This window comes from Hymenobacter mucosus (assembly GCF_900188255.1).
Taxonomy (GTDB): domain Bacteria; phylum Bacteroidota; class Bacteroidia; order Cytophagales; family Hymenobacteraceae; genus Hymenobacter; species Hymenobacter mucosus.
Genome location: NZ_FZNS01000002.1, coordinates 330,914 through 357,306, shown reverse-complemented (window position 1 = coordinate 357,306; position 26,393 = coordinate 330,914). Strand labels below are relative to the sequence as shown.

The 26,393-nt window shown below is 56.0% G+C and carries 21 protein-coding genes; 4 read left to right on the top strand and 17 right to left on the bottom strand.

Annotation, left to right across the window (positions count from 1 at the left end):
* Position 1 precedes the first annotated feature (1 nt).
* The 5 genes from CHB83_RS05455 to CHB83_RS05435 form a co-directional block, all read right to left on the bottom strand.
* Positions 2 to 601, bottom strand: a complete 600-nt coding sequence (locus tag CHB83_RS05455) for a hypothetical protein (RefSeq protein ID WP_089331947.1) — start codon at positions 599 to 601, stop codon at positions 2 to 4.
* Between the two features lie 226 nt (positions 602 to 827).
* Positions 828 to 1,157 (bottom strand): thioredoxin, encoded by a 330-nt coding sequence (trxA, locus tag CHB83_RS05450; protein WP_044003005.1) that lies wholly within the window; start codon positions 1,155 to 1,157, stop codon positions 828 to 830.
* A 202-nt stretch (positions 1,158 to 1,359) separates the two neighbouring features.
* Positions 1,360 to 1,728, bottom strand: a complete 369-nt coding sequence (locus tag CHB83_RS05445; protein ID WP_089331946.1) for a hypothetical protein — start codon at positions 1,726 to 1,728, stop codon at positions 1,360 to 1,362.
* A gap of 70 nt (positions 1,729 to 1,798) precedes the next feature.
* The gene (locus CHB83_RS05440; RefSeq protein ID WP_089331945.1) at positions 1,799 to 2,716 is read right to left on the bottom strand and encodes a TIGR01777 family oxidoreductase; all 918 of its coding nucleotides are present in this window, start codon (positions 2,714 to 2,716) and stop codon (positions 1,799 to 1,801) included.
* A 101-nt stretch (positions 2,717 to 2,817) separates the two neighbouring features.
* Positions 2,818 to 3,339, bottom strand: a complete 522-nt coding sequence (locus CHB83_RS05435) for a GbsR/MarR family transcriptional regulator (protein ID WP_045687603.1) — start codon at positions 3,337 to 3,339, stop codon at positions 2,818 to 2,820.
* Between the two features lie 309 nt (positions 3,340 to 3,648).
* Here CHB83_RS05435 and CHB83_RS05430 point away from each other — a divergent pair, with 309 nt between their 5' ends.
* Together CHB83_RS05430 and CHB83_RS05425 are read left to right on the top strand one after the other, a co-directional pair.
* Positions 3,649 to 4,131, top strand: coding sequence for a YsnF/AvaK domain-containing protein (locus CHB83_RS05430; RefSeq protein ID WP_045687602.1), 483 nt, complete (start codon positions 3,649 to 3,651; stop codon positions 4,129 to 4,131).
* A gap of 36 nt (positions 4,132 to 4,167) precedes the next feature.
* Positions 4,168 to 5,049, top strand: a complete 882-nt coding sequence (locus tag CHB83_RS05425) for a YsnF/AvaK domain-containing protein (RefSeq protein WP_089331944.1) — start codon at positions 4,168 to 4,170, stop codon at positions 5,047 to 5,049.
* 65 nt (positions 5,050 to 5,114) lie between these two features.
* Here CHB83_RS05425 and dnaE read toward each other — a convergent pair whose 3' ends face one another.
* The 8 genes from dnaE to CHB83_RS05380 all read right to left on the bottom strand — a co-directional run bounded on the left by dnaE (position 5,115) and on the right by CHB83_RS05380 (position 19,268).
* Complete coding sequence (gene dnaE / locus CHB83_RS05420) at positions 5,115 to 8,801, bottom strand: DNA polymerase III subunit alpha (protein WP_089331943.1); 3,687 nt, start codon at positions 8,799 to 8,801, stop codon at positions 5,115 to 5,117.
* Between the two features lie 376 nt (positions 8,802 to 9,177).
* Positions 9,178 to 9,891: a LysM peptidoglycan-binding domain-containing protein gene (locus CHB83_RS05410; protein WP_089331941.1), complete on the bottom strand. Its 714-nt coding sequence runs from the start codon at positions 9,889 to 9,891 to the stop codon at positions 9,178 to 9,180.
* A gap of 61 nt (positions 9,892 to 9,952) precedes the next feature.
* Positions 9,953 to 12,103 (bottom strand): LysM peptidoglycan-binding domain-containing protein, encoded by a 2,151-nt coding sequence (locus CHB83_RS05405; RefSeq protein WP_089331940.1) that lies wholly within the window; start codon positions 12,101 to 12,103, stop codon positions 9,953 to 9,955.
* A gap of 327 nt (positions 12,104 to 12,430) precedes the next feature.
* Entirely contained in the window at positions 12,431 to 15,391 is a 2,961-nt protein-coding gene (locus CHB83_RS05400; protein WP_089331939.1) for an outer membrane beta-barrel protein, read from the bottom strand.
* A gap of 126 nt (positions 15,392 to 15,517) precedes the next feature.
* Positions 15,518 to 16,162 (bottom strand): O-methyltransferase, encoded by a 645-nt coding sequence (locus tag CHB83_RS05395; RefSeq protein WP_089331938.1) that lies wholly within the window; start codon positions 16,160 to 16,162, stop codon positions 15,518 to 15,520.
* 90 nt (positions 16,163 to 16,252) lie between these two features.
* Positions 16,253 to 16,690 (bottom strand): YDG/SRA domain-containing protein, encoded by a 438-nt coding sequence (locus CHB83_RS05390; protein WP_089331937.1) that lies wholly within the window; start codon positions 16,688 to 16,690, stop codon positions 16,253 to 16,255.
* 125 nt (positions 16,691 to 16,815) lie between these two features.
* Positions 16,816 to 18,048 (bottom strand): M16 family metallopeptidase, encoded by a 1,233-nt coding sequence (locus CHB83_RS05385; protein ID WP_045687594.1) that lies wholly within the window; start codon positions 18,046 to 18,048, stop codon positions 16,816 to 16,818.
* A gap of 185 nt (positions 18,049 to 18,233) precedes the next feature.
* Complete coding sequence (locus tag CHB83_RS05380; RefSeq protein WP_089331936.1) at positions 18,234 to 19,268, bottom strand: glycosyltransferase family 9 protein; 1,035 nt, start codon at positions 19,266 to 19,268, stop codon at positions 18,234 to 18,236.
* Between the two features lie 274 nt (positions 19,269 to 19,542).
* On the opposite strand from CHB83_RS05380, the gene CHB83_RS05375 reads away from it, so the two are divergent.
* Positions 19,543 to 20,838 (top strand): aminopeptidase P N-terminal domain-containing protein, encoded by a 1,296-nt coding sequence (locus CHB83_RS05375; RefSeq protein ID WP_045687592.1) that lies wholly within the window; start codon positions 19,543 to 19,545, stop codon positions 20,836 to 20,838.
* Positions 20,839 to 21,169: 331 nt separating this feature from the next.
* Positions 21,170 to 22,636 (top strand): OmpA family protein, encoded by a 1,467-nt coding sequence (locus CHB83_RS24285; protein WP_089331935.1) that lies wholly within the window; start codon positions 21,170 to 21,172, stop codon positions 22,634 to 22,636.
* 435 nt (positions 22,637 to 23,071) lie between these two features.
* Here CHB83_RS24285 and CHB83_RS05365 read toward each other — a convergent pair whose 3' ends face one another.
* The 4 genes from CHB83_RS05365 to CHB83_RS05350 form a co-directional block, all read right to left on the bottom strand.
* Positions 23,072 to 23,632: a DUF4252 domain-containing protein gene (locus CHB83_RS05365; protein ID WP_045687590.1), complete on the bottom strand. Its 561-nt coding sequence runs from the start codon at positions 23,630 to 23,632 to the stop codon at positions 23,072 to 23,074.
* A 66-nt stretch (positions 23,633 to 23,698) separates the two neighbouring features.
* Positions 23,699 to 25,258: a hypothetical protein gene (locus CHB83_RS05360; RefSeq protein ID WP_089331934.1), complete on the bottom strand. Its 1,560-nt coding sequence runs from the start codon at positions 25,256 to 25,258 to the stop codon at positions 23,699 to 23,701.
* 175 nt (positions 25,259 to 25,433) lie between these two features.
* Positions 25,434 to 25,841 carry an EVE domain-containing protein gene (locus CHB83_RS05355; protein WP_089331933.1) on the bottom strand — a complete coding sequence of 136 codons (408 nt, stop codon included), beginning with the start codon at positions 25,839 to 25,841 and terminating at the stop codon, positions 25,434 to 25,436.
* 68 nt (positions 25,842 to 25,909) lie between these two features.
* Positions 25,910 to 26,305, bottom strand: coding sequence for a hypothetical protein (locus CHB83_RS05350; protein WP_045687588.1), 396 nt, complete (start codon positions 26,303 to 26,305; stop codon positions 25,910 to 25,912).
* Positions 26,306 to 26,393: the final 88 nt, after the last annotated feature.

Here is a 26,393-nt window from a genome sequence, read left to right as displayed (position 1 = left end):
GTTAGACAAGCACGTTGGTATAAATCATCCAGCCGCCATATACAATGCAAATCACCGACGACACGGTAACGGCCCCGGCCTTGAGGTAGCGGTTGATTTTCATGCGCTGGGTAAAAGGAACACTGCACAGGCCCGCTACTACACACATGCCCAAAATGGAGCCGATGCCGAAAATAAACAAGTACAGAATGCTCAGCCAGGTAGTGCGGATTTCGCTCATCACCAGCAAAACCAGGGCGCCACTACCGGCTAGCCCGTGCATGAGCCCCACGGTGTAGGCAAAACGGTGTTGGTAGCGGCCGGTTTTGGGGGGCTTACCCCAGTCGAGCAGGCGCATGATGCCCATAGCAATGAGCATGGCACCCACTGCCGCTTCGAAATAACCGGAGTGCAGAAATGTAGCCCGCCCCAGAATGATGACCGACCCAACTAGTACTAGCATGGTTGTGTGGCCCAACCCCCAATAGACGCCGTCGCGCAAGGCTTCCGCCAGCGTATCGCGGCGCGAAATCATGTTACCTACGGCCAGTAAATGGTCGGGCTCAAAGGCATGGCCCATGCCCGCTACTGAGGCAAACAAAATAGGTAAGACAGCTTCCATCGGGACCTACGCTACACTAGGGGTTAACGGCTAAATATAGCGGCCTAACTGGAAAGCAGGGGTATTTTGACAGGGGTAGGGCGAAAAAATCTCTTGTTTTAACTGATTGCCTACTGCTAAACAAACCCCTATAAGCGTAAAATGCCCCACTCCTCATTGAGAGAAGTGGGGCATTTTAAGGGAGTATGAAAAGCTACTGCTTTTCAGCGTTCCAAAACGACAAGCCTTAGGCAGTTACCTGAGCATCAAGCTTCTGAGCAAGCACGTGCTTAGGCACGGCGCCTACCTGCTTGTCTACTACTTGGCCGTTTTTGAATACCAGCAGCGTAGGAATGCTGCGGATACCAAATTTAGCAGAAGTCTGCGGATTAGAGTCCACGTCAACTTTGCCGATAACGGCTTTGCCTTCGTATTCACCAGCCAGTTCTTCTACTACCGGGCCTACCATGCGGCAAGGGCCGCACCACTCGGCCCAGAAATCCACGAGCACGGGCTTATCGGAGTTGATGATCTGGTCGAAGTTAGCATCGGTAATCTCGATGGCTTTATGTCCCATAACAGTAGGGGGTTTAATGGAATGTGAGTGCTGTTTACGGTCAACCGGGCCGCAAGGTAGCAGATTGCGATTCAACAAGCGTCGGGCCGGAAAGTTCACTCGGCCAAGATGACAGCCTACCCCACCAATGGCGGCTAAGCCCCGATGATGCCAACCACGCGCTGCCTAGGCCACCGGGACCGTATTGCACACCTACTAGTAGTTACGAGTGGTAGGCCCGGGCGTATGCTTGTGCCCGGTTGCGTAGCTTATAAAACACATACAGGTTGAGGAAGTGCATCGCTCCTAGAATGAGAAGGATGGTGCCCAGCTTGATGCTAAGCGTCTCTACTGCCGACTGGTAGCTTCTAATGGTATCGGTGCTGCGCAACGTAAGAGTAGCGTAGCCAACGTTGATGAGGTAGAACCCAGTGAGCAGAAGCTTATTCACGGAGTCGGCCAGAGCTTCATTGCCATGAAAAATATCGACTAGGAAGGTGCGGCCATTGGTAAAAAGCGTGCGTGCTACCCATAGGGTGAGGAGCACCGTGGTGGGCAAATACAGCCCGTACACCAGCAAATAGTAATTCATGGCTTTGAGAATTAAGGTGAAGGTGAGAAAAAGTAAAAGCGCGTAAAAAAGCAGATGGGGAAGAGGGCGGCTAAGCTACTTGCGCTAATAAATCGGCTAAGGCCCCGGCGCAGGTAGGGTATCGGAACTGAAAGCCAGCATCCTGCAGGCGCCGAGGAACTACCTTGCGGCTTTTCAAAACCAGCTCGGTTTCAGTACCCAGCAGGAAGGCTCCGACCTCTAGCAGCCACTTCGGCTGCGGTATGTGCCACTTTGGCCGGTAGTGCGTATCGAGCAGGCTAGTAAGTTCTTGATTCAGAATAGGATGCGGACTACACACGTTGAAGGTTCCTTCCAGCACAGGGCGCCCTATTAGAAATTCTATGGCCCGGCAGAAATCCTGCACGTGCAGCCAACTTACCCACTGCTGCCCGGTGCTTTGGGGTGTACTCAAGCCAAACTTTGCTAGCCGAGCCATTACAGGTAATGCCCCGCCATCGGCCCCCAACACAATAGCTGTCCGCACCACAATGCGCCGCGTGCTTGGGGTAGGCGTCAGCCAGAACATAGCTTCCCACTGCTGAGCTACCATCTCCGAAAAGTTGCGACCGATGCGGCCCGTGGCTTCCGTATTGACGGGTGCGTCGCCGGTAGTGTCCTCGTATATGGTGGCAGTAGACGAGTTTATCCATACGGCCGGCGGGTTTTGGCAGGCTGCCACAGCTTCGCCCAACACGCGGGTGCTTTCTATGCGGCTTTGCGTAATAGCCGCTCTGTTGCGGGCCGTATAGCGGCAGTCTACTGAGCGACCAGCCATGTTGAGAAGTACGGCGGCTCCTTCTAACTCAGCTGCCCATGGCCCTAGGGTGCAGCCATCCCACTGAACGGTACTGGGAGTGTTTCGCCGACTCAATAGCACCACATGGTAACCCAACTGGGTAAAATGACGCGTTAGGTGTCTTCCTAAGAAACCGCTACCACCAGCCAGAATCATTTTAGGACGTGCCATGACAGTAAGAGGTAAAGAAGCAATGGATGAGGTAGTGTGATGATGTATTTTAAACTTTCAATAAAAATTGAAATATATAAGCAAAAAAATAAGCTCCCCTTTTAGCCATTAGGGCGCATTAGCTTCATAAAGGTGCTCAAGAACCAGTTTTCATCCGCTTTAATAAGGGTAGAGGCCGCCCGGTTTGCGAAATCAGCAAAGTTCTGAATGTTGCCTATCATCTTGGTAAAAGCTTCCGTTTCTTCAGCCGTAGCAGCGGGCGAGGGCTCTACCTGGCTTATTTCGCCTAGCACGCGCATAATCGGCTCAAGTTCGCGTCGGCGGCGTTCCTGTAGAATTAAGGTAGCTACGCGGTGAATATCTTTCTCAGCTGAGAAAAACTCACGTCGCTCACCAGGGCGCAACTCCTTGCGCACAATGCCCCAGTCCATAAGGGCCCGGACATTCATGTTGACGTTACCGCGCGAAATCTGCAATTGGTCCATGATATCCTCGGTGCTCAGCGCCCCTACCGATACCAGCAATAATGCGTGTACCTGCGCCATTGTGCGACTAACGCCCCAGGCGGAACCGAGGGTACCCCAGCCTTCAATGAATTTGCGCTTGGCTTCGTCGAGTTGCATGGCTCAAATGTACAGGTGTATTTTAAACTTTCAATAAAAATTGAAAATAAAAAACTGCTTTTTCTGTTTTCACTGGCTTTGACCCGTGCTACTCACTATGGCAAAATTTTGAACCTCTTTATATAGTACAAATGCCTTGTTGAGCTTATAAAACTTCCTTACCGTCCTTCTTGCTACTAAGAAGCTGAATATTAAATAGTATAGATGCATTTATGTATCAGGAAATAATTGCACTAGCAAGCATTGGACGCAGAAAATAACAAGCTCGGCACTAAGAACAGCAGCCAGTGAAGGGCGTATTAGCCCTCGATGGATACAAGCACGAATTCTTCTTTCCCCTCCCAGAACCCTCCCCGCGTACCCGCCACCAGCGAGGAGCGGCTGGTAATACCAATTATTGAGGAGCACGCCGTTGTTTCTCGCGAAGTGGTAGAAAGCGGGCGTGTCCGGCTTGCCAAAACCGTGCACGAGCGGGAGGAACACTTGGAAATACCGCTTCAGCACGAGGAGATACTGGTAGAACGCGTGGCCATCAACCAATTCGTGGCTGACGGTGCGCCTACCCCAGGTACCCGCTATGAAGACAACGTTACAATTATTCCCGTGCTACGAGAAGTAGTTGTGACGCGCCTACTTGTGGTGGAGGAGATTCGGGTGCTAAAGCGTGTCGTGCAAACCACGCACACTGAGCCCGTAACACTGCGCCACGAAGAACTACACGTAGAGCGCCAGCCCGCCGCGGCCAGTGCTGCTACCCCACTCTCACCCAATACGCCTTCCACTAATTCTTAATTCTTTCTCCTAACCTATTCACCTAATTTTTTTGTCATGAACCAGACCGTAGTAGGAATTTTCGATACCGCACAAGAAGCCCAACAAGCCGCCCGTCAACTCGCCGCCGCTGGCTTTACTCAAGATAGTGTTGATGTAGCCTCCCACGGAGCCAATCAGTCGGGCAATGCTTCCGGCAGCAACTATTACAATAGCACAGGCACCGCCACCGAAGGAGTAGCAGACGCCGCCGGCCGTACGGGCGATGGTATCAGCAATTTCTTTAGCAATCTGTTCGGCGGCGACGACGATAATGACGCCAGCAGCCGTTACTCGCACGTAGCTCGCCAAAGCGGCTCGATAGTAACCGTCCATTGCCAGTCAGCTGAGCACGCACACCGTGCCGCTGAAATTCTGGACCAAGCTGGTGCCGTAGACGTAGATGAGCGTGCCGCCCAAACCGGCTACGTAGCCAACAACCTCCAAGCTGATCAAACAAACCAAGCTACTGCCAACACGACGGATGCTGGCCTATCGGCCCAGGTTATTGAAGAGAACCTGCAAGTAGGCAAGCGGGTAGAGCAGACGGGCGGTGCCCGTCTACGCAGCCGCATTGTAGAGCGCCCAGCAGAAGCAAGCGTGCGTTTGCGCGAAGAGCATGTGAACGTAGAGCGCCACCCCGTTAACCGCCCGGCTACCGAAGCTGATTTCGCTGCCTTTAAAGAAGGTGAAGTAGAAATTACGGAAAGTGCCGAACGCGCTGTAGTAGGTAAAGAAGCCCGCGTGGTAGAAGAAGTAACCCTTGGTAAGGAAGTAACTGAGCGCGAAGAAACCATTCGCGACACGGTGCGCAAAACGGAAGTAGATGTGGAGCGCCTCAACGATACGACTACCAACCGGACTGGCTACACCACCGACGAAGAGCAACTTCGCTCGTAGTCTTATCACCAGAACACAAAAAAGGGCGCCACTTGTGGCGCCCTTTTTTGTGTTCTGGTGATTGCCTAAATCAGTTGGCAAGCGTCAATTTCCATTTCGCGCATCTTCCGAATAAACTCTTTTGGTTCGATGCGGTAGCGGCGGGAGTACGTGTCTACGGTTAGGTGCTCGTGCGGCTCGGCAAACTTAATTTCTAGCTTCTTAGAGCCGGCGGCACCCTCTACTGCCTCCATAAAGCGGTCCATGAAGGGCTCCGTAATGGTGCGCAGATCGAGCTGTACGCGTACACCATTTGCTAGCTTCTCGGCCACGTTGAACAAGGGCTCCATGGTCAGGATCTTGAACTCAAACTGGTCGGAGTCGCGGAAACGTTGGGCGTACTTACCCCGGATATACATGGGTGGTACCTGCTCCTTGTCGTAGTTACGGGGGTTAATAAGGGCCGAGAAGCGGGAGTAGTCGTCGCGGAACAGGGCTAAATTAAGGCTCGATTCGTAGTCTTCCACGCTGAACGAAACGAAGGGCTGACCCGTCTTGGTGGTTTTGAATAGCACGTTGGAAATCAGTCCGGCTACCGTCACCTCGCGGTTCTTGTAGCTCTCTACCTTATCCAACCCACAGGTGCAGTAGGAGTCAATTTCGAGCTTGTAGTCGTCTAGCGGGTGGCCAGACAGGTAGAAGCCTACTACTTCCTTTTCGCGGCGCAACTGCTCCGTGGCAGGCCAGGCTTCCATGTCGGCTACTTTCGGAAGAGGCATGGCCACCGCCCCGAAAGCTCCGCCCCCAAACAAACTCTGCTGGGCCGATTCCTGCTCCTGCTGGTACTGCTGGCCCATGCGCACGGCCTTATCGATCAGGTTCTGGTCGCCGGCTGGGGCTTCCACAAACTGGCGGCGATGATACCGCTCAAACGAGTCGAAGGCCCCCGACAAAGCCAGGCTTTCAAACGTTTTCTTGTTGACGGCGCGCAGGTTTACCCGCTTAGAGAAGTCGAAGATGTCGGTAAATGGCCCTTTCTTGTCGCGCTCGGCTACAATGTTCTCAATGGCCGCCTCGCCTGCTCCCTTCACGGCCGCCATGCCAAAGCGGATCTGGCCCTTTTCGTTTACGTTGAACTTGAGGATGGATTCGTTTACGTCGGGGCCAAGTACGGCCACCCCTTGGCGGCGGGCTTCCTCAATGAAGAAGGTTACCTTCTTGATGTCCGACATGTTGTTGGTCAACACGGCGGCCATGTACTCGGCAGGATAGTTGGCCTTGAGGTAGCCCGTCTGGTAGGCTACTACCGAGTAAGCGGCGGAGTGGGAGCGGTTGAAGCCGTAGGCCGCAAACTTCTCCATCACGTCAAATACCTCGTTGGCTTTCTTGGCCACAATGCCGTGCAGCTTTTTGGCTCCCTCGCAGAATTTCTCCCGCTCCTGGGCCATCTTCTTCATGTCCTTCTTACCCATGGCGCGGCGTAGCAAGTCGGCACCACCCAGGGAATAGCCAGCCAGAATCTGGGCGGCCTGCATAATTTGCTCCTGGTACACCATAATGCCCTGGGAGTAATTCAAGATGGGCTCCAGCAGCTCGTGCGGGTATTCAATTTCCTCGCGTCCGTGCTTGCGGTTAATGAAGTTTGGGATGAACTGCATGGGGCCCGGGCGGTACAGGGCGTTCATGGCAATCAGGTCCTCAATGTTGGTCGGCTTAAGGTCCTTGAGGTACATGCGCATCCCCTCGGATTCAAACTGGAACGTACCAATAGTGTCGCCGCGCTGGTAGAGTTCGTAGGTTTTGGGGTCGTCGAGCGGGATGTCATCGATGTTGATATCAACGCCGTGGTTCTTCTTAATCAGGGCCAGCGCATCCACAATAATCGTGAGTGTTTTAAGCCCCAGGAAGTCCATTTTGAGCATCCCAGCACTCTCAATCACCTTACCGTCGAACTGGGTTACCAGCAGGTCCGAGTCCTTAGAGGTACTGACGGGTATGTACTTGGTGATGTCGTCGGGGGCGATGATAACGCCCGCGGCGTGAATGCCGGTGTTGCGCACCGAGCCTTCCAGCTTCTCAGCCAGGCGCAGAATCTGCCCGCGCAGGTTGTCGGGGGCATCGTCGCGCCGGATCATGTCCAGCTCCTGGTTTTCAGCAAAGGCCTTTTGCAGGGTAGTACCCACTTGTTCGGGCACCATCTTGGCTAGCTCGTTGGTAGCGGGCAAGGGCAGTTCCATGGCCCGCGCTACGTCCTTAATGCTGGACTTGGCGGCCATAGTACCGAAGGTGATAATCTGGGCTACCTGGGTTTTGCCGTACTTATCCACCACGTAGTCAATCACGCGCTGGCGGTTCACGTCGTCAAAGTCAATGTCTATATCGGGCATTGACACACGCTCAGGATTCAGGAAGCGCTCAAACAGCAGGGAGTACTTGATGGGGTCGATGTTGGTGATACCCACGCAGTAGGCCACCGCTGAGCCAGCCGCCGAGCCCCGGCCTGGCCCCACGGCCACGCCCATGTCGCGGCCGCGGTTGATGAAGTCCTGCACAATGAGGAAGTAACCCGCGAAGCCCATCGTTTCAATGATGCGCAATTCGTAATCGAGACGTTCCTCTATTTCCGTGGTGCGCTCGGAGTAGCGCGGCCGGTCGCCCTCGAATGCACCCTTGTACGTGAGGTGGCGCAGGAAAGCGTCGGCGGTGGGGTGCTCAACAGGTAGGGGGAAGTTGGGGAGCAGAATATCGCGCTGCAGCTTGGGCGGCGTAATCTTATCCACAATTTCATTGGTGTTGTCCACACTTTCCGGCACATCCCGGAATAAGTGGTTCATTTCCTCCTGGCTCTTGAAATAGAACTGGTCGTTGGGGAAACCAAAGCGCGAGCGGGGCTTGGGCATCTGGGCTTCCTCATCAATGCGCATAAGCTGGCGACGCACTTGGTCGTCGGACGAGGCCAGGGGACGCAGGTTGTCCAAATGGTCGTAGAGTACTTTGTTGTCCGAAGACATCAACCGGAAGTACTTGGTTTGGAAGTCACCCACCGGAATGCTGTGCTCCTCACCGGTATTCACGCACAGCAGCAAGTCGTGGGGCGCAAAGTCGTCCTGATTGACGTAGTGGGAGTCGTTGGTGCAAATTACCTTGACGTTGTACTTCTTAGCCCACTTTAGCAGCACCTGATTCAGGTCCTCCTGGCTTTTGCCCGTGTTGTCGATGTTCTCGATGCCGTGGCGCTGAATCTCGATGTAGTAATCTTCCCCAAAAATATCTAACCACCACTTCAGCAGCTTTTCAGCTTCTTCCTCCGTTTTCCACAGCAGAGCCTGCGGAATCTCGGCCCCGATGCAGCAGGAGGTGGCAATCAGCCCTTCGCTGTACTGGAGCAGCAGTTCCTTATCGATGCGGGGGTACTTGGAATACACGCCCTCAATGAAGCTCATGGAGCAGAGCTTCGCCAAGTTCTGATAGCCGGCCTGGTCTTTAGCTAGCAACAGCTGGTGGTGACGTACGTCCCGCTCGCCCTTTTCCCGGCTGAAAGCCTTTTTGTGCCGGTCTTCCACCAGGTAGAATTCACAGCCCACAATAGGCTTCACGTTGTACTTATTTGCCTCGGCTACGAAGTTGAAGGCTCCGAACATATTGCCGTGGTCGGTGAGAGCTACGGCGGGCATGCCATCGGCCTGAGCCTTTTTCATCAGGGCCGAAATGCTGGCCTGACCATCGAGGAGGGAATATTGGGTGTGGCAGTGAAGGTGCGAGAAAACGGGCATGGGCAAGGCGCTTTGCGCCGTTAGGGCGCGAAGCGGAAAGTAAAGTTACCCATGAAACAGCCGTGGGGAAAGATTGCGCGCTAAGGGATTTTGGCGTATTACTATAATCAGCTCCAGCGTTTGTTTTATGTCACCCCCAAGCTGCACGAATACTGGTGCGGCCAGCCTACACAAAGTTGCGAGTGAGGAAAATAGGCTGAGAAAAAAAGATTCGAGAACTGTTTTTTTAGCTTGTCCCCCTTGGATTCCTGCAGAGCGTTCTGAACCGTAGGCTGCCCAAGGGCCTTGTTGCGCAGCACGTTCACACCTACCCATAAACAGAAAAAGGCAGCCACCACGTGCTGCCTTTCCTGAGTGAAATATGCGTTTGATAAGATTATTGAGCGGCTTCCACAAGCAGTACTTCGCCGATTTTTACGCCATTATCTGGCTTGGCATTCCAAGCCTGTAACTGCGCTGGCTTCACGTTGTACTGCTTAGCAATGCTGAATAGGGTTTCGCCTTTTTGCACCGTGTGCTTTTTGGCGGCGGCTGAGGAGGTAGCAGGGGTGGGAGGGCTAGCTACCAGGTTGTTGGTGGGCCGGGCAGACGTAGCAGGGGAAACCGCTGCTACCGTTGGAGTAGGGGCAGTACGCGCAGCCGTAGCCGCCTTGGGCATGCCTATAAAGCCAGCTGCTTGCAGTCGTTCGGCTGCCGTTTTCAGGGCTGGATTCTTGGCGGCTCGGGCGTTGAACCCCTTGTACTGGGGGCTACGCAATAAGGTCTGCAACTCAATTTGCCAGGGCTGCTGGCGTAGGCGCTGAGTGAGTACGCGCTGCTGCTCAGGATTAAGATCTGCCGTATACTGACGCAACCGCTGGTTGAGGGGCGTAATGTCGCGCACGGCGGCATCAATCAACTCAATGGCTTTGGCATCGTTGGGCTCGTAGTAGATGCTGCGCAACTGGCGTACGCTCGTTTGCACTAGCCCCGACATCACCCGCACAGAATCGTCGGAAAGGGTTGGCGAAAGAGTTACTTGTTGGGCCCGGCTGGCAAAAGAACACAGAGATAAAGCAGCCAGTAGGGAAAAGGTACTGAAGGCACGCATCAGAAAGGGGAAGAAAAATTATAACGTAATCGGAAGGGAAGGGTACGCCCGTAGTGCTGCCTTACTGCGCCGCCTGAACTATAAGAACTTCTCCAATCTTAACCCCCATATCGGGCTTGCTATTCCACTCCTGTAACTGGGCTGGCTTTACGCCATAGCGGCGGGCAATGCTGTACAGGGTTTCCCCCTTTTGTACTGTGTGGCGGGTAGCAGCAGGGGCCGTAGGAGCCGGCGTAGCGGGAATAGGCTTGGTAACAGGCAAGGTAGGGGCCGGCGAGGCAGGAGGAGCACTGTTGGTGGGGGGCGCTACGCGGAGCACTTGCCCGATGCGCAGGCTCGGGTTCGGGGCCAAGTTGTTCCACGCTAAAATATCGGCCGGGCGCAGGGAGAAGCGGCGTGCTACGGAATATAGGTTTTCCTTAGGCTCTACGGTGTGCAGGCCGCTAGCCGGTATGGGTTCCACCACCGTAGGCACGGGCGTAGGCGCCGGAGCAGGAGGGGAGGTAGCTGGCGGCGCCACAGGCGTTGGTGTAGTGGGCCTTGGGGCTGGTACTGGGGTAGGAGTGGCTGCGGGTACGGGCTCTTCCTCCGTTTCGCGGGGCTCATCGGCTACGGGTGCTGGCGTTGGTAAGGGCTTGCGAGGCGCCGGAGCAGCGGCGGCCGGGCTAGCAGGGCGCTCGGTATAAACGCTGGGAGCAGAAGCGGTAGTAGGAGCCGGCTGGGTAGGTGCCGGTGGAAGCTCGTTTAAGTTTTCGGTGTGGTCGTCGGTTGCGCTGTCGGGTTGCACCACGGTACCGTTGGCTGAGGTGTCTTCTGTCTCAGAGGTAGTGTCTTCCAGCACCCGCATTGCCTCGGCGGTGCGGCCCCGATACGGTTCCTTCTCCACTTGGGGCTTAGCAGGGGCAGAAGCTGCCGCAACGGGCTTTTCGAAAGCCGCCAGGGCCGTAGCATTATTGCCGTCGGCATACTCCACGGGTACATTTTTCGGGCGTGTGTGCTGCAGCCACAGTACCCGGCCAGGGCGCAGTTCCTCGTTGCGCGGCATGCGGTTTTTGCTCCAGATAGCCTTGGCACGCATGCCGTACTTCTGCGATACGGTAGCAACGCTTTCGCCGGGGCGGGCTACGTGATATTCTACTTCGGCCTTGTCGCGCTTCTTCTGCACGAAGTAAGGCTGGCCGGGTACAATGTTGTCAAAGGCAAACAAGTCATTGTACTGCATGAACTTGCGCATCTTCAGCTTGGCCCGCTTAGCCAATGACTCTTTGGTGTCTCCGGGTAGGGCAACCACCGCCCGCAGCCCATTCACGCGCACAAACTCCGCATCCTCGGGGTCGGGGGTGGGCTTGTTCAGCAGTTGGCCAGCCGTAGCGTTTTTCTGCTGGGCCGCTAGCGCCGTCATCTGCATGGGGTCGGTGATGGGGACCACCATGGTGTATACCCGGTCGGTGGGTACGGTGGGTGCCAGCAGCCATCGGTTGTACTTCGCTAGCTCGGCTGGCTCTTGCTGCAAGCCTTCTGCCATGATGGACAAGGGTTGCCCGGCGGGGGCCGGAAACTCCTGCAGCAGCAGAGGGGGTTTGGTGTTGAGGCCCACGGCCGACTCGAAGGCCAGCTTGTGAGCTACGAACGTGAGAATGTAGGGGTGGGTCTGCTCCGTTAGCTCGACATCCGTGGCGTCGTAGTCGGTGGGCAGGGTGTAGGGCTTGGTACCCGTAAGCCCCAGGTTGTAGCTCAGCAGAGAGTTGACCCAGTTATGAAAGGTTTTGTTATTGCGCAACAGGTACTGGGCAGCGGCCTTAGAAGAGGCCGTAATGTGCTTGCGCTCATCAACAGCGTCGTTCATCAGCAACCCAAAGTCGGCCGCCGATTCGCGCTTAAACTGCCAGTACCCCACCGCATCATGAATGCTCTGGGCATCACCCTGCAGGCCGCTTTCTTGGAGGGCCAAGAAGTGAAAATCCAGGGGAAGGCCTTCTTGCTGAAATACCCGGTCGATGAGGGGAAAATAGGCATCGGCCAGAATTACGCGGGCCTGGAATGAAGCGGGGTGGCGCCGCAACGCGTCTACCTTTTGCTGCACGGCTTGGCGGCCGCCATCGGTGAGGCGCAGGTGCAAGCCGGCCACGTCCACGGTGCGCGGTACTGGCACCGACTGAGCGGCGGCGAGCAGAGGCAGCAGGCCGCACAGGAAGAATACAAGTCGTTTCATTGAAAAACAGGCAACACGCGGGCCCTGCACATGCACGTAGCCGGCTTTGTGCCTACAAAGTAGAAGAAAAATCAGGGGAGTTGGCCATGTCCTGCGCCAAGTACAACAGAATGGTAGAATACTACTTGGCGCCGTACTGATTCTATCCCGACGGCCCTACTGCCTCGGCAGTACCTTGCTCAGCAAGCCAGAAAGTAAATTTCTAAGCTGTAGCCGGCGCCAAAAGTAGCGAATGAGGTGCGCGTGCAAACCCTTCGTACAAGCAGCAACGCCGCCGCGGTGAGGCGACGGCGTTGCTATAGTGTTTAGAACAAAGGAGAGTGAAGGCTACATGCCGCCCCCCGCAGGCGGGCCATAGCCGCCCGGACGTCCCCCACCAGCGGGTGGGCCGAAGCCGCCTGGGCGCTGCCCCTGCGGGCGGCGCTCTTCACCAGGCGCTGTGTCGTCGCGGCTGGCACCGTTGAAGGAACGAATGTTGTACGTGAACATCACCATGAAATAACGCTGCAGGATGTTGGTCTGCGTCGTTTCAAAGTAGGCCGCCGTGTTGTTGACCTGAATGTTGTTGTTCTGCTTTAGCAGGTCGAAGGCGTAGAGTTTAATTTCGCCTTGCTGCTTTGCAAATATCTTTTTGCCCAGGGACGCATTCCAGAGCACAAAGTTTTGGTTGTAGCCCGCCGTCAGACCCGTGTACAGCTGATGGCGAATGTCGGACTGTAGCGTGATGCCTTTGGCCAGAATCCAGCTGAGGCGCAGGGAAGTATTCTGCCGGAAGTACTGGCGGTTTACCTGGCTGGCCAGGGTATTGCTTACGTAACTCTGGCTGGAATTAGAGGAAATCGTAAAGTCTAGCTCGGGGCTCACGTTGCTGCTCAGTACTACCCCCAGGCCCACAGAAGGCGTGCGGCTATAGTTCAACTCGCCAAACACCAAGCCCGGCGACTGGGAGTAGGTAGCATTGGCATTCACGTTGAGGTTAGACTTGATGAAGCTCAGCGGCAAGCTGTAGTTGATGAAGGACCGTAGGCTGTATTGCTTATCCAGGTTGACGGGGCGCGTGAGCTGACCACCGGCCGGAATTACAATGCCTTCAAACGTAACGGGCCCACTGGCGGCGTACACGGTGCTATTGGTGATGTAGTTATTCGTGTAGGAGCCGCTCAGCAAGGCGAAAAAGGAGGTTGACTTCTCTGGAACGGCCGAAGAGTAGCGCAGAAACAGATTGTGCTGGTTTTCTTGGCGCAGGTTGGGGTTGCCCGTTGTGAGCTGCAGCGGGTTTGCATTGTTGACTACTTCTTGCAGTTGGCTGATGTTAGGCGAGTTGGTGCGCATCTGGTAGTTCAAACGCAGGTTTTGCTGGCGCGAGAAGTTGTAGCGTACCATAGCGTTAGGCAGCACGTTCAGGAAGGTGCGCTCTGTAAGGGCCGGCCGCGGGTAAGTTTGGTCGCTACGGAGTTGGGCGTGCTGCACTGTGGCGCCGGCCATCCACTGAAACTCTTTGTTTTGAAACCGGTACGTTAGGCCCCCAGAGTTGGTGAGGTAGCGGCTTTCGAATACACTGCTGAGCGTATCGTTGAGAAGGGAATATTCTTGCTCGCCGGGCGAAAAGTTGTAGGTCTTCTTATCAGAATCGTTGGGAGTATAGGATACCCGGTACTCGGCCTGCAACTGGCTGTACTGGCCCAGCGGCTCCGTGTAGTTGATGTTGCCATTCCACGCCCAACCCGTTTGGGTCAGTTCGGAGAACTGATTGAGCAGGGCCGTTTGGGTAGCGCCCGTCGTATCAACCGAGGAAGTATTGGAAAGCAGCGTGTTGTCGCCGTTTTTGTCGTTGTAGGTGGTGTTCAACCCCACGGATACCGTTCGGCCCTTCTTCACGAAGCGGTGGCGGTACAGGAGCTGGTTGCCTGCTGTAATGCCCGTGAGGGCCGAGCGGTAGGAGCTGTTGTTGCCCCCTTGGCTTTGCTCTGCTTCACTGGCCGCTACCTCAAACGTGCGGCCGTCGAGCAGGCTGTTGCCGGTGTTGCGCTGCACCGAGAGGCTGGGCCGCCACAAAAGCGAGTTCAGCGAGTCGAACTTGTGGTCGAGGCGCATATTGAACCGGTTGTTGATATTGCGGCTAGTGCTCAGTGAGTTCTCGCTGTAGCGCAAGTCCTGGCTGAGGCCGCCTGGAGCCACGTAGCGGCGTAGCAAGTTGCTGCTAGCGGTATTGTCGCTCAGGTTGAAGAAGTAGCTGCCTTGCACATCCGTCTTGGTGCCCCACATGTTGGAGTAGTTGAGGCCGATAGCGTGCGTTTTTGAAATGCCGCCCTGCTGGCCCACTTGGAAGTCACTGGCGTTGCCGCCACCACCGCCCCCGCCGGCCCGGCCGCCGCCTTGGCCCTGGCCGCCCCCACCGCTCTGGCGCGAGTTGCCTACTACCCCCAGCAAGTCCTCGGTGCCAAAGTTTTGCTGATTGATATTGTTGCTCTGGGCCACCACGGAAAGGCGCTGCTTGCCCTTAAACTGGTTGATGTTGCCACTGACTTGGTACCGGTCGTCCTGAGGGCCATACCCGGCCTGCACCCGCCCAAACTGACCATTGCGGAACTGGGGCTTAGTGACAATATTGATGGTTTTCTGCTGGTTGCCATCGTCGAAACCCGTGAACTGGGCTTGGTCGGAGGCGCGGTCATACACCTGAATCTTGTCGATAACTTCGGCCGGGATGTTCTTGAGCACGGCGTCGGGGTCGTTGCCGAAAAACTCTTTGCCATCTACCAGAATGCGCTGTACCTGCTCGCCCTGGGCCTGCACCTTGCCGGAAGCGGGGTCAACCGTGACGCCCGGCATTTTGGTGATGAGGTCCTGCGCATTTGCGTCGGGGTTGGTTTTGTAAGAGCCAGCGTTGAACTGCGACGTATCGCCCTTTTGCACGGCGGCGGCAGCTTTGCCTACCACTTCCACTCCCTTAAGGGCTACTCCGCCCGACGACATACTGAGCGTGCCGAGCGCTACTGGCTGGCCCGCCAGCGAGAATTGGCGCTGTAAAGTTTGGTACCCCAGGAAAGAAACCGAAAGCTCGTAACGTCCAGCGGGCAGACCTGCTACCGTGAAGTTGCCATCAGAATCGGCGGCGGCCCCGCTTTTTACGGAGTCGGCGGAGAGGCTGCGCACCAGTACGTTGGCCCCAATCAAAGGCGACTGATCCTTACCGTCCAGAATGCGCCCGCTCACGGAGGACTGAGCCTGCGCGGCCCCAACGCTGGCCCACAGCAGCAGTAAAATAAGTAGAAGATGTTTTGGCATAAACGAGGGGAGGATGAACCACTAGCCGCAATAGACGCAAAAGACCACGCCGCGTTTAATGCGCGCGGCGCTTTAAATCCATAAAAAGCAAAGAAAGTCCAGTGCTACCCCCTAAGCAGCGTATTTCTATTTTTTACGCACTAGCAATAATCCATCACGCAGGGGAAGAAACACGTTCTCCACCCGTTCGTCGGCCTGCACCTTGTCGTTGAAGGCGCGGACTGCGTGCGTGTCTTTATCGGAGGGCTTGACGGGGTAGGAGTCTACCACTTTGCCGCCCCAAAGTACATTGTCGATCAGCACGAACCCTCCTGGCCTCACCTGGGGTAAGACCAATTCGTAGTAGGTGTCATTGTTGATCTTGTCGGCGTCAATAAACACCAAATCCCAGGGTTCGTGCAGCGTAGGCAAAATAGTGCGCGCGTCGCCAATGTGCAGTTGAATCTGGGTTTCCCGGCTGGCTTCGCGCAGGTAGCGCCGGATGCGGCTTTCGAGTTCTGGATTTTGCTCCACGGTGTGGAGTACGCCCTCGGCGGCCAGCCCCTCCGCCAAACACAGCGCCGAATAGCCCGTGAAGGTGCCCAACTCCAGTACCCGATGCGGGCGCACCATATGGCTCACCATGCTCAGCAAGCGGCCCTGGGCGTGCCCCGACAGCATGCGGGCGTGCAGCAGCTGCACGTGAGTTTCGCGGTTGAGGCGGGCGAGGAGGGGGCTTTCGGCGGTAGTATGCTGGTCGGCGTAGAGTTGAGCTTCGTCGGGGGAGTACATGCGTGGGAAAATAAGGTGTTATGCTACCACAAAAGGCCCACCTGAAGCTGTCTTCTACAAGACAGCTTCAGGTGGGCCCAGTAGATAAGGTTAGGAAATGGGGAGCAGGCGAAATTTCCAAACCAGAAAACCCGCCTTACCTGCTTCATAAACAGCGCCTACTACGCGGTAGAGGCCTTCGTAGCGGTAGCTCGTACTGGCTTCGGTAGGCACCTTGCGAAAAACCCGCACGGGCCGCCCGGTTTCTAAGCTGTAGCGCAGCAGTAGGTTGCGGCCCGTCATTTCCTGGTTGGTTACCTGCTTGCCCGTACGTGGGTCGCGGCCACCACTGCCGGAGTAGATAATTTCCTCCTCGCGAAAATCGTCATCTTCATACTGGTCGGCCAGGATAATGGAGTCGGCGCCTTCGGCTTCACTGCCGCTTACACCCGCCCGGGTAGGTCGGTGCAGCCCGGCCCGGCTCAACTCCAGCCGATTGGCAAACAAGTCACCGGGCCGGTAGTAGCTAATATGACCGAAGATGGGCATGGCGGATAGGTAGGAGGAAAGAGCCGGAGCAGGAAGGTAGAGCTAGCCAGGACACGCCGGTAGCAATACGCTACGCTGGGCCGTGGCTTAGCCCCACTACCTCCCCCCTAAGCTAGCGGTTGAGGTTACTCGGGCACGTATTGCAGTACGCTCAGGTTGTCCTCGTGCAGAATATCGTTGGCTAGCCCTAGTAGTTCCGGGGCTGTAATCCGGCGCACCCGCTCGAAAATTTCATTGAGCGACTCTACCCGCCCAATATCGAGGGTGCTCTTAGCAAGGAGCTGCATAAGCCCCCCGTTGCTTTCCTCCGCCATTGCCAACTGACCCATGAGCTGCTCCTTCACGTTGTGCAACTGAGTAGTTGTCAGGGCTTGTTCGCGCAGGCGCTTTAGCTCCTTCTGCACCAGCGAAATGGTGCGGTTCACTTGCTTTTTCTCGGTGCCGAAGTAAATGCCGAACAGGCCTGTATCAGTATAAGGCGAGTAGGTAGCATCAATGGTATACACCAGGCCATACTTTTCGCGCACGGCTAAGTTGAGGCGGGAGTTCATGCCGGGCCCACCTAGTAGGTTACTCAGCAGGAAAAACGGAATGCGTCGCTCGTCCTCAATGGCGTAGGCTGGGCCCCCAATTAGGCAATGAGCCTGCGTAATAGGCTTGCGCTCGATACGCTCCAGCCGCTGGTAACTGGTAAACGGTCGGCGGGGACGCTCGCCCAGCTGGGCCGGAATGGGTGCCAGGTACTTGTCGGCCATACGCTTCACATCCTTGAAGGGCAGGTTGCTCACGGAGCTGAACACCAACCGGTCGGTGCGCACGTTTTCGGCCAGAAACTGCCGAAAGTCGGCCTGTTGGAAGCCACTCACACTTTCCCGGGTCCCCAGAATATTATGCCCCAAGGAATGGTGGGCAAATACCACGTCGTCGAAGTCGTCGATGATGGCGTCTTCGGGAGCATCGTGGTACATAGACATTTCCTCCAGAATCACCCCGCGCTCCTTCTCAATCTCTTTCTCGGGAAATACCGAGTGAAAAGTAAGATCGGTCAGCAGTTCAAAAGCCCGCTCGAAGTGGGTGCTTAGCAGAGAAGCATAGAAGCAGATTTTCTCCTTGGTGGTATAGGCGTTCAGCTCCCCGCCCACCGTCTCTAGGCGGTTGAGGATGTGGAAGCTTTTGCGTTTCTCGGTACCCTTGAAGGCCATATGCTCCCAGAAATGCGCCAAGCCTTGCTGACTTGGCTTTTCGTCGCGGGAGCCAATGTCGAGCAGGAAGCCGCAATGCGCAATTTTGGTGTGCGGAACAGTTTTATGTAAAACCCGGATGCCATTAGGCAACTCGTACAGGTCGTAGTCAGGCATTGTGTGAGGTCTAAAAGACGATAAGCCGAAGCGTATACTACTGCTCCGGCCTTGTATAACCATCCAGCCCGGCCGGTAGGTTTCAGGAAGTTGCAAAGGTACGCAGCCGCACTCCCTACTCAAGCCCTAGCGGCATGCTGGTACAGCAAGGGCGCACTACCCATTTGCCAGCAACTAAGCGCACCTTACGCCAGTTCCTGCTCCCGCTCGGCCAGTACGGCCAGGAGTTGGCTGGTCTGAATATCATGGGCGCAGCGGAAATGGCCCAGGGGGCAGGCTTTGTAGCCATGCAGCCCACAGGGCCGGCACTCCAGGGGGTAGGGAATTTCTACTACCCTAGAAAATGGGCTGAGGGGCCCAAACCCAAAGGCGGGCACCGTGGAGCAATACACCGCGCAAACCGGAGCGCCTACTGCCGAGCACAGATGCATAGGGGCCGAGTCGTTGACGTAGTTGAGCACGGCCCCTCGCATAAGCGCCGCCGAAGCCAGCAGGGACATGCTGCCCGCCAGATTAAACACGTTGGCTCGGGTAGTGCGCGCCAGGAGCTGCTCGCAAGCCTCTACATCGGGAGGGCCACCTAGCAGAAATACAGTGTAGCGAGGCGGTAGTGCCGCTAGCAGCTTCAGCCACTGCTCTTCCGGAAACTGCTTGGTAAACCACACCGAGGTAGGCGCAATGCAGATGTAGGGCCCACCCGCCGCCAAGCGTGCCAGCTCGCTAGCGGATGCTTCGTCGGGAGGGGTAGGGTAGAGGTGGGGCGGAATGGTGGGGCCGTTATAGGCTAGGTCGAGCAGGTGCAGGTTGCGCATTACTTCGTGCACACCGTCGCCGAGCACGTGCGGTACGGCTCGCGTGAAGCGGAACGCGAATGGGTTTTTGTCGAAGCCCACGCGTTCCGCAGCATTTGAGAAAGCCGTGAGAAAGCCCGTGGATGCAAACCGCTGGAGCGTAACCACGCGTCCATAAGGTGTTTTTCTGATTTGCTGGAGCAGGTGCCACAAGCCCCGGTACTTTTCTTTCTTCTTATCCCAAATGAGCACGTGCCGCACGTGCGGGTGCCCCTTCAGCAGGCCCTCGTTGCCTTTGCGCACCAAAAAGTCTACCGGCGTGTCGGGCTCGGTGCGGTGCAGGTAGTCCAGCAGCGCCGTGGCTAAAATCACGTCGCCGATGAAGGCAGTTTGAATAAGGAGAACGGCAGGGCGGGACGAAGCAGGCATGGCAACGGAAAAGCAAAGGGCAAAGATACCGCACGGGTGAGCGGTTCGCTACATGCACCAGGGCAGCGTAGCCTGCTAGCTCTAGTTGGCTAGCCCCGGAAAGCGGCGGCTTGGGTAGCCACAACTATTTCCCTCCCTTCGGAGCCAAACCCAGCCGAACGCTAGAAAGATACGCTACGGAGCCATTCATAAGCCAAACCCGCTGGGAACTGCCTAACTTGCCCCGGCCGCTTCGGCGGCTTCCGTTTGTGCCACTTTACTTTGCTTTGTGCCCATGCGCTACGGCTCAATTTCGCCCGACCTGTTTATTCAGAACCGCCGCCGCTTTACCCAGCAGCTGCCCCCGGCCTCCCTGGCCATCTTCCAATCCAATGACATCATGCCGACCAATGCCGACGGTACGATGGCATTCCGCCAGAACAGCGACCTGTTTTATCTCTCGGGCGTAGATCAGGAAGAAAGCATCCTGGTAATCTTCCCAGATGCCGCCCTGCCCCAGTACCGGGAAATTCTGTTTCTAAAAGAAACCAGCGAGCATATTTTGGTGTGGGAAGGCTATAAGCTGACCAAAGAGCAAGCCCGCGAGCAAACCGGCGTGCGCACCATTATGTGGCTTGAGTCCTTCAAAACGGTGCTGCCGGCTCTTATGAACGAGGCCGAAAACGTGTACCTGAATTCTAACGAGCACATTCGGGCCGTGGTGGAGGTAGAAACCCGCGACGCCCGCTTCGGCAAGTGGCTGCGTGAGGCCTACCCGCTGCACCAGTACCGCCGGGCCGCGCCCATCCTGCACCACCTGCGGGCCATCAAGAGCGACGAGGAAATTCGTCTGATGCGCCGCGCCTGCGACATTACCGATAAGGCCTTCCGCCGCCTGCTGGGCTTTGTGAAACCCGGCGTGATGGAGTATGAAATTGAGGCCGAAATCTCCCACGAGTTTCTGCGCAATGCTTCCCGCGGCCCCGCTTACGGTAGCATCATTGCCTCGGGTGCCAACGCCTGCATCTTGCACTATGTGAGCAACGACCGAGAATGCAAGGATGGCGACGTGCTGCTCATGGACTTTGGCGCGGAGTACGCCAACTATGCCGCCGACCTTTCACGCTCCATCCCGGTGAATGGGAAGTTCACGAAGCGCCAGCGCGACGTATACGAAGCGGTATTGCGCGTAATGAAGTTTGCCACCGGCAAGCTCATAGCCGGCAATCAGATTGAGGAGTACCACGCTGCCGTAGGGAGCTTCATGGAGCAAGAGCTTATCAAGCTAGACCTACTGAATGAGTCTGATGTGCGCAACCAAGATCCGGCCGCGCCTTTATATAAGAAGTACTTCATGCACGGCACTTCGCACTACCTTGGCCTTGATGTGCACGACGTGGGCGCCAAGTATCGCGTGTTCGAGCCAGGCATGGTGTATACCTGCGAGCCGGGTATTTATATCCGCGAAGAAGGATTGGGTGTTCGTCTCGAAAATGACATTCTCATTACCAATTCGGGAAACGAGGACCTCATGAAAAATATCCCTCTTGAAGTAGACGATATTGAGCGATTGATGCAAGCCAACCGGTAGCAGCGAAACCCCAAACAGAGGATTGAAGCAGTAAAAAATAGGATGACCGGATGGTTGTCCTATTTTTTTTGCGTAACCGATAAAATCCCTGTTTCTAGGAATAGTTTTATTGGTAAATACTTTGAAGCAGGATTTCGAATACAACTGTGGAACTATATAAATACTTGTAGTCCTATTCATTACCACTCGGTTTGTGGGCTGGAAGGGGTTTTTTCCGACAATTCAACAACTTTATTTTCGAAGGCGGGGTATAGGCTGCTTAGCTGGGATATGGCTGTTCCTGTGCAGCCCATCTTAAGCGGTGATATTTCTTCCACCTAACTTCGCTCCTATGAGACACCTTTTAGCAACTTCAACGGCCTTGGGTCTGACGCTACTGGCGGCGGCCCCGCGGGCCCAAGCCCAGACCGCCGACCGCAAGACGGCCATTAGCCTAACCGGTAATGCCTTTCAGTACAAAGGCAACTTCGGTTCCGATTATTGGAAGTGGAGCGAGAACAAATACGGTCCTGGTATTTCCATCAACCGTTACCTCACCTCGGGCCTCGACCTGATGCTGAGTGGCAACTACGTAGAGTTTAAGAAAAACGCTCCCGTAGGCGCTCCTTACTATGGTAGCAACTTCGCTACCAACGTAGTAAACGTGAACTTGGGCTTGAAATTCAAGCTGCTGAAAGAAGAGTCTTTCATTCGCCCTTACCTGCTGGCCGCTCCCGGCTGGACGTACACGAGCCGCGAAGGAAACATTGTTCGTAACAACCGCACTGAGAACACCGACCAGGACAAGAGCTACTTCGACCTGTTTGGGGCCGCTGGTATCAACTTCCGCCTCTCCGATGCAGTAGGCCTGTTTGTACAAACCGGTCAGCACATTCCGCTGAATGCTAACATCGACGGCGACCCCGCCCGCGACGACAACAAGTGGGACGACAAGTTCCTACAGCACACGGTAGGCTTAACCGTTGCCTTTGGTAAAGCCAAGGACGCCGACCAGGACGGTGTTCCAGACCGCAAAGACAAGTGCCCCGATACACCCACGGGCGTACAAGTAGACGAGAACGGCTGCCCGCTTGACGGCGATAAGGACGGCGTTCCAGATTACCAAGATCAGTGCCCCACCGAAGCTGGTACCGTGGCTCTGCAAGGCTGCCCTGACCGTGACAACGACGGTGTAGCTGACAAAGACGACGAATGCCCTGACCAGGCTGGCCTACCTGCCCTGCGCGGCTGCCCAGATGCTGACGGTGACGGCGTAGCAGATAAGAACGATAAGTGCCCCGACACTCCTGCCGGTACGCAAGTAGACGCCAACGGCTGCCCGCTGGTAGTTGATGCCGACGGTGATGGTGTTCCAGATGCTGCTGATAAGTGCCCCGATACGCCTCGTGGTGCCCGCGTAGATAGCACGGGTTGCCCGCTGCAAATTGATCCGGCCATCCGGAAACTCGAGCAGCCTATCCGCTTCGAGACCAACAGCACGGTAATTAAGCGTACTTCGTACCCTGCCCTGAACAAAATGGTACAGGCGCTGAAAGATCACCCCGAGTATAGCATCCGGGTAATCGGCCACGCTGACTCACGCGGTACCGACGAGTACAACCAAGGCCTGTCGGAGCGTCGTGCTAGCTCGGTGAAGCGCTATTTCACTGGCAAGCAAGTTGACCCCACCCGTGTAACTACGGAAGGTCGTGGCGAATCTGAGCCAGCTGCTCCGAACACTTCGTCAAACAACATGTCAAAGAACCGTCGCGTAGAGTTCCGCTTCGAGTTCTACATCCCGAACGCGCCTCAGCCCTAACCGGCCCTGCGCATAGCTAAAAAGCGGCGTACCGAAAGGTGCGCCGCTTTTTTTGTGCCTGTAGGTTTACTAAGACAAACTAAGCGGCCTTAGTCCGTTGGCCGTGTACCCCTGTTAGCTTCTGATTCTTCTCTGCTGTCACTGTGCTGATGTAGTAAGTATACCAGTATAAGTGTGGGCTCAACTGTGCCTGACGGCAAGGCTTAGTACGAGTCAGCCACTAGCTGTAGTGGACTGGTAGCAGAAGTAGGCTGGCAAACGGTACGTGGCAATGCCGCTAGAACAAGCAGGAAACAATGAATGTGCAACGTATACCCTCACGGGGTTAATAAGCCCTAAGGCTTTTAGGCTAGCTTCCATTGCTGGATACGGAACACAAAAAAGGCCACCCCAGGAGTGGAGTGGCCAAGTAAGTAGAAGAAAAAACTAGAACCGTTATCGGGCAAGCTCGCCGGCTACGCTAGGCAAAAACTTGGTAAGCTGATTGACTTGCTCCCGGGTGAAGTTGCCAGCCACCGAAATCAGCATAAAGGAATCAGGGGCGCCTTGCACATTGCCGGTAGCTACAAACTCCGTTACTCGGTCGCCCTGCTGGCGGGCTGAGTAGCGAAGCACGGCGGTCTGGTCGGTAGCAGAGGTAGTTAGGGGCGTATACCGTTCGTTGGCCAGCAAGCCATCCACTTCCTTGGTGAGGCCTTCTGCTACCAGCTCGCGGGCACTAGAAGTAGTAGGGGCGAAAGTGAGGACTTTCACGCTCCGCACGGCCGATAGGGCCTGGCTGATGTCGTTTTCGCCACCAAGCTTGCCAATACGGCCGAGTAGCAAACGCGTCGTAAGCCCCGCCGACCAGTCGGTAGCTTTAAAACCGGGGCGGTTTTCATACTTGCTGAAAAATTCAGCAACGGTGCGGGCGGGGTTGCCAGGGCCACCAGCGCGGCAGCCGGCCAGGAGTAACAGGGCGAGGGCCGTGAGGAAGGAGAGGGTACGGAGTTTCATAGTAGCAAATGAACAGAATGTGCATCTGACATACGCAGCTGGCCCGCGCCTGTTTTCCAGGAACGACTATTGAAAATTGATGGCGTTCAGGAAGAATACGTTACGATGTTCTCCATGCTCGGGCCGTACATCCTGGTAGCCATATGCTACAAAACGGCTGCCGTACCACGCTTGCAGTCCCGTTTGCTGCACGTTCACTGATTTTTCCTTGAGGCCAGATGTGTTGGTGGCTAATAGCACATACTGGTCATTGGGTGAAGGTAGGGCGCGGTCGATGATCTTATAGCGTAGTTTTTCCTCGTCGAGGTAGCACAGGGCCACCCGGCCTTGAGGTAAGGGCTGCATCCGTACTACCTCTTGCAGGGTCGTGGTTTCCACGTCCTCCATTAGGAAAGAGTTGTCCCATAGTAAATTGCCGTGTCGGTCGAAGCTGCATACCAGCGCTTGGGTAGTGCGGTAGGTTTCATTGCCGCGGGCTGAGTACGAGTTATAGCGCGGATTATAGCCGGGGTAGTAGCCAGGCATGTAGGCAAAGGGGCTGTAGGTATTGCCGTACAGGTAGCGGGGGAAATACATTTCTGCTACCAGCACATACCCACCCTCGAACGGCCGCATATCGTGCATGAGCACGCGGTAGTGGAGGCGTTTCTGGCGCGACTCGGCTTTGAGACGGGCATTACGCTCCCGCATGCGCGCTACCTTCGACGGCTTCATAAAGTCGAAAAAGTGCTTCAGATTGAGGAAATCGTAGAAGCGCAGGGAGCGGCGTTGCCCGGTAGCAGTGGTGCCCGCGGTTAGGTCGGCCGCAAACAAGCCCTGGGAGTAACGGGCGTCGCGAAGGGTATAGGTGCCGGCCAGGAGGCGAGCGGCACTGTCGCCAGGACTAAGCTGGGCCGCAATAAGACCCCGCTCGCTTTCCGCCTGCACAAACTCAGAGCGGAGTAGCTGGCCTTGGTCAGAAAGCTGCTTTACCTGCAACCGCGACTTAAAGCCGTTTGACTCGCTAAGCACGAACTCAGCCCGCTTGGTCACGGAGTCAGCCAGGAAAGACAAGGTGGCCGGCATGGGCTCATACACGGAGGGAAGAAAGCGGAACTGTGCAGTATGCAAATCCAGCAGCAAAATGGTTAGGTGCCGATCTAAAGACACTGTCACGAAGAGATTGCCGCCCAATGCTTTCAGGTCGTGCACGGAGCGAACCAGCTTGGTATCAAATTCGCCCGTACCTAGCTCGCCCGTGCGGGTGTCAAACGCAGCTATCCACAGCTTGCCAGGGGTACTTTGGGAGCGAAACAACGTGTATACATCGGTGCCTTCGGCGCAAATCTGGCTGAATTCGTACTCCCGGGGCACTTCCAGCACTTGATGGCGGCTTGCGTGCAAGCGGTAATCGTACTTCTGGAAGCTAAACTCGGAGCGCGAGGATGTACGCTGCTCCTTTTCTACCAGCAACACCACGCTGCTGTCTTCGGGCATGGGTACTACGTGCACATCGCTCTCGTACGCATCTAAGTCAAGCTCTAAGCGGGCGGGTTGGGTAGGCGCCGGGTCTGGGGTTTGAGCTGCCACGGTAGTGGCCAGCCCGCCCAGCCAGCAGAGTAGCAGAAGAACGTAGGAGTGTTTCATAGCGCAGGTGCAAGACCCTAGGAATACCTAAGTAAGATACGACGAAGCCCAGGCAATACCAGTTCCCGCCGCGGATAGTTGATGCCGGTTTCGATAGATTTCCATACGTGCTAGCAAATAAAAACGGCTGCCCAAATTGGGCAGCCGCGGGGTAGTACAAGTAGCCGATGACGAGTTAGCTTCCCAACTCAAGAATGGCATCAAACTCTTCTGGCCGCAATGGCATTACCGACAAGCGCGACTGGCGGAGCAACCCTATTTGTCCTAGGCGAGCATCTTGTTTGATGTGGGCCAACGACACGGCACGCGCCAAGGGCTGAAAGGGCTTCAGGCGCACGGCCACCCAAGGGCTGCCAGCTTCCGCCGTTACATCGGGTGCGGCAGGCGCTACTACTTGGGCCACGCCCACCACTTCCTTGTCGCTCACGCTGTGGTAGTAGAGGACTAAGTCCTCGGGCTGCATTTGCTGCAGAAAGTTGCGTGCCTGATAGTTGCGCACACCCGTCCAGTCGGTGCTGCCGTCACGGGTGAAATCGGCCCAGGAGTAGGCCGCCGGTTCAGATTTTACAAGCCAATAGTTCATGGCCTGCAAGCTACGAAAGAAGCTTCTGGTGCTGCCACCTTCGGAACCCGCTAGTGCTCAGCGTTAACCTACAGCTCCACCCGCCGCACTTTCAGCACGTCTTTCTCCAAGGATACTATTTCTAGCGTATAGTCGGGGTCCTTCTTGTCTTCGAGGGTAATGCGGAGGGTATGGTCGTTTTCCGCCGTCCAACGGCCCCTGCGGCCCTCTATGCCATCGGTGGGGGCAATATCGTACTGCGTAAACAAGCCATTGTGGTCGAAGGCAAAGCCCGTGCGGCCCCGGGAAGGGGGGAAGTCATAAGTATTGGGGCGGTATACGAGCACATCGGCCTGGTCTTCCTCGTGGGCGTGCAACCAAGTGCGCTCCAGCTGCTTGAGTTGGGCGGCAGATTCGGCGCCAGACTGGCAGGTAGCGGCCAGGAGCAGCACGCTCAGGCAGGCAAGGAGAGTGAACAGGCGCATACAGAATAAGCAAAAAGGTGGCCGGCCGAAGCCCTAGGGCCGTATGGAAACAAACGCAACGCAAGTTGGCGGCCGCGGCACTTCCAGC

Excerpts from the sequence above, each read along its gene's own strand:
- CHB83_RS05455 (WP_089331947.1), bottom strand. The coding sequence starts at position 601 with ATGGAAGCTGTCTTACCTATTTTGTTTGCCTCAGTAGCGGGCATGGGC.
- trxA (WP_044003005.1), bottom strand. The coding sequence starts at position 1,157 with ATGGGACATAAAGCCATCGAGATTACCGATGCTAACTTCGACCAGATC.
- CHB83_RS05445 (WP_089331946.1), bottom strand. The coding sequence starts at position 1,728 with ATGAATTACTATTTGCTGGTGTACGGGCTGTATTTGCCCACCACGGTG.
- CHB83_RS05440 (WP_089331945.1), bottom strand. The coding sequence starts at position 2,716 with ATGGCACGTCCTAAAATGATTCTGGCTGGTGGTAGCGGTTTCTTAGGA.
- CHB83_RS05435 (WP_045687603.1), bottom strand. The coding sequence starts at position 3,339 with ATGCAACTCGACGAAGCCAAGCGCAAATTCATTGAAGGCTGGGGTACC.
- CHB83_RS05430 (WP_045687602.1), top strand. The coding sequence starts at position 3,649 with ATGGATACAAGCACGAATTCTTCTTTCCCCTCCCAGAACCCTCCCCGC.
- CHB83_RS05425 (WP_089331944.1), top strand. The coding sequence starts at position 4,168 with ATGAACCAGACCGTAGTAGGAATTTTCGATACCGCACAAGAAGCCCAA.
- dnaE (WP_089331943.1), bottom strand. The coding sequence starts at position 8,801 with ATGCCCGTTTTCTCGCACCTTCACTGCCACACCCAATATTCCCTCCTC.
- CHB83_RS05410 (WP_089331941.1), bottom strand. The coding sequence starts at position 9,891 with ATGCGTGCCTTCAGTACCTTTTCCCTACTGGCTGCTTTATCTCTGTGT.
- CHB83_RS05405 (WP_089331940.1), bottom strand. The coding sequence starts at position 12,103 with ATGAAACGACTTGTATTCTTCCTGTGCGGCCTGCTGCCTCTGCTCGCC.
- CHB83_RS05400 (WP_089331939.1), bottom strand. The coding sequence starts at position 15,391 with ATGCCAAAACATCTTCTACTTATTTTACTGCTGCTGTGGGCCAGCGTT.
- CHB83_RS05395 (WP_089331938.1), bottom strand. The coding sequence starts at position 16,162 with ATGTACTCCCCCGACGAAGCTCAACTCTACGCCGACCAGCATACTACC.
- CHB83_RS05390 (WP_089331937.1), bottom strand. The coding sequence starts at position 16,690 with ATGCCCATCTTCGGTCATATTAGCTACTACCGGCCCGGTGACTTGTTT.
- CHB83_RS05385 (WP_045687594.1), bottom strand. The coding sequence starts at position 18,048 with ATGCCTGACTACGACCTGTACGAGTTGCCTAATGGCATCCGGGTTTTA.
- CHB83_RS05380 (WP_089331936.1), bottom strand. The coding sequence starts at position 19,268 with ATGCCTGCTTCGTCCCGCCCTGCCGTTCTCCTTATTCAAACTGCCTTC.
- CHB83_RS05375 (WP_045687592.1), top strand. The coding sequence starts at position 19,543 with ATGCGCTACGGCTCAATTTCGCCCGACCTGTTTATTCAGAACCGCCGC.
- CHB83_RS24285 (WP_089331935.1), top strand. The coding sequence starts at position 21,170 with ATGAGACACCTTTTAGCAACTTCAACGGCCTTGGGTCTGACGCTACTG.
- CHB83_RS05365 (WP_045687590.1), bottom strand. The coding sequence starts at position 23,632 with ATGAAACTCCGTACCCTCTCCTTCCTCACGGCCCTCGCCCTGTTACTC.
- CHB83_RS05360 (WP_089331934.1), bottom strand. The coding sequence starts at position 25,258 with ATGAAACACTCCTACGTTCTTCTGCTACTCTGCTGGCTGGGCGGGCTG.
- CHB83_RS05355 (WP_089331933.1), bottom strand. The coding sequence starts at position 25,841 with ATGAACTATTGGCTTGTAAAATCTGAACCGGCGGCCTACTCCTGGGCC.
- CHB83_RS05350 (WP_045687588.1), bottom strand. The coding sequence starts at position 26,305 with ATGCGCCTGTTCACTCTCCTTGCCTGCCTGAGCGTGCTGCTCCTGGCC.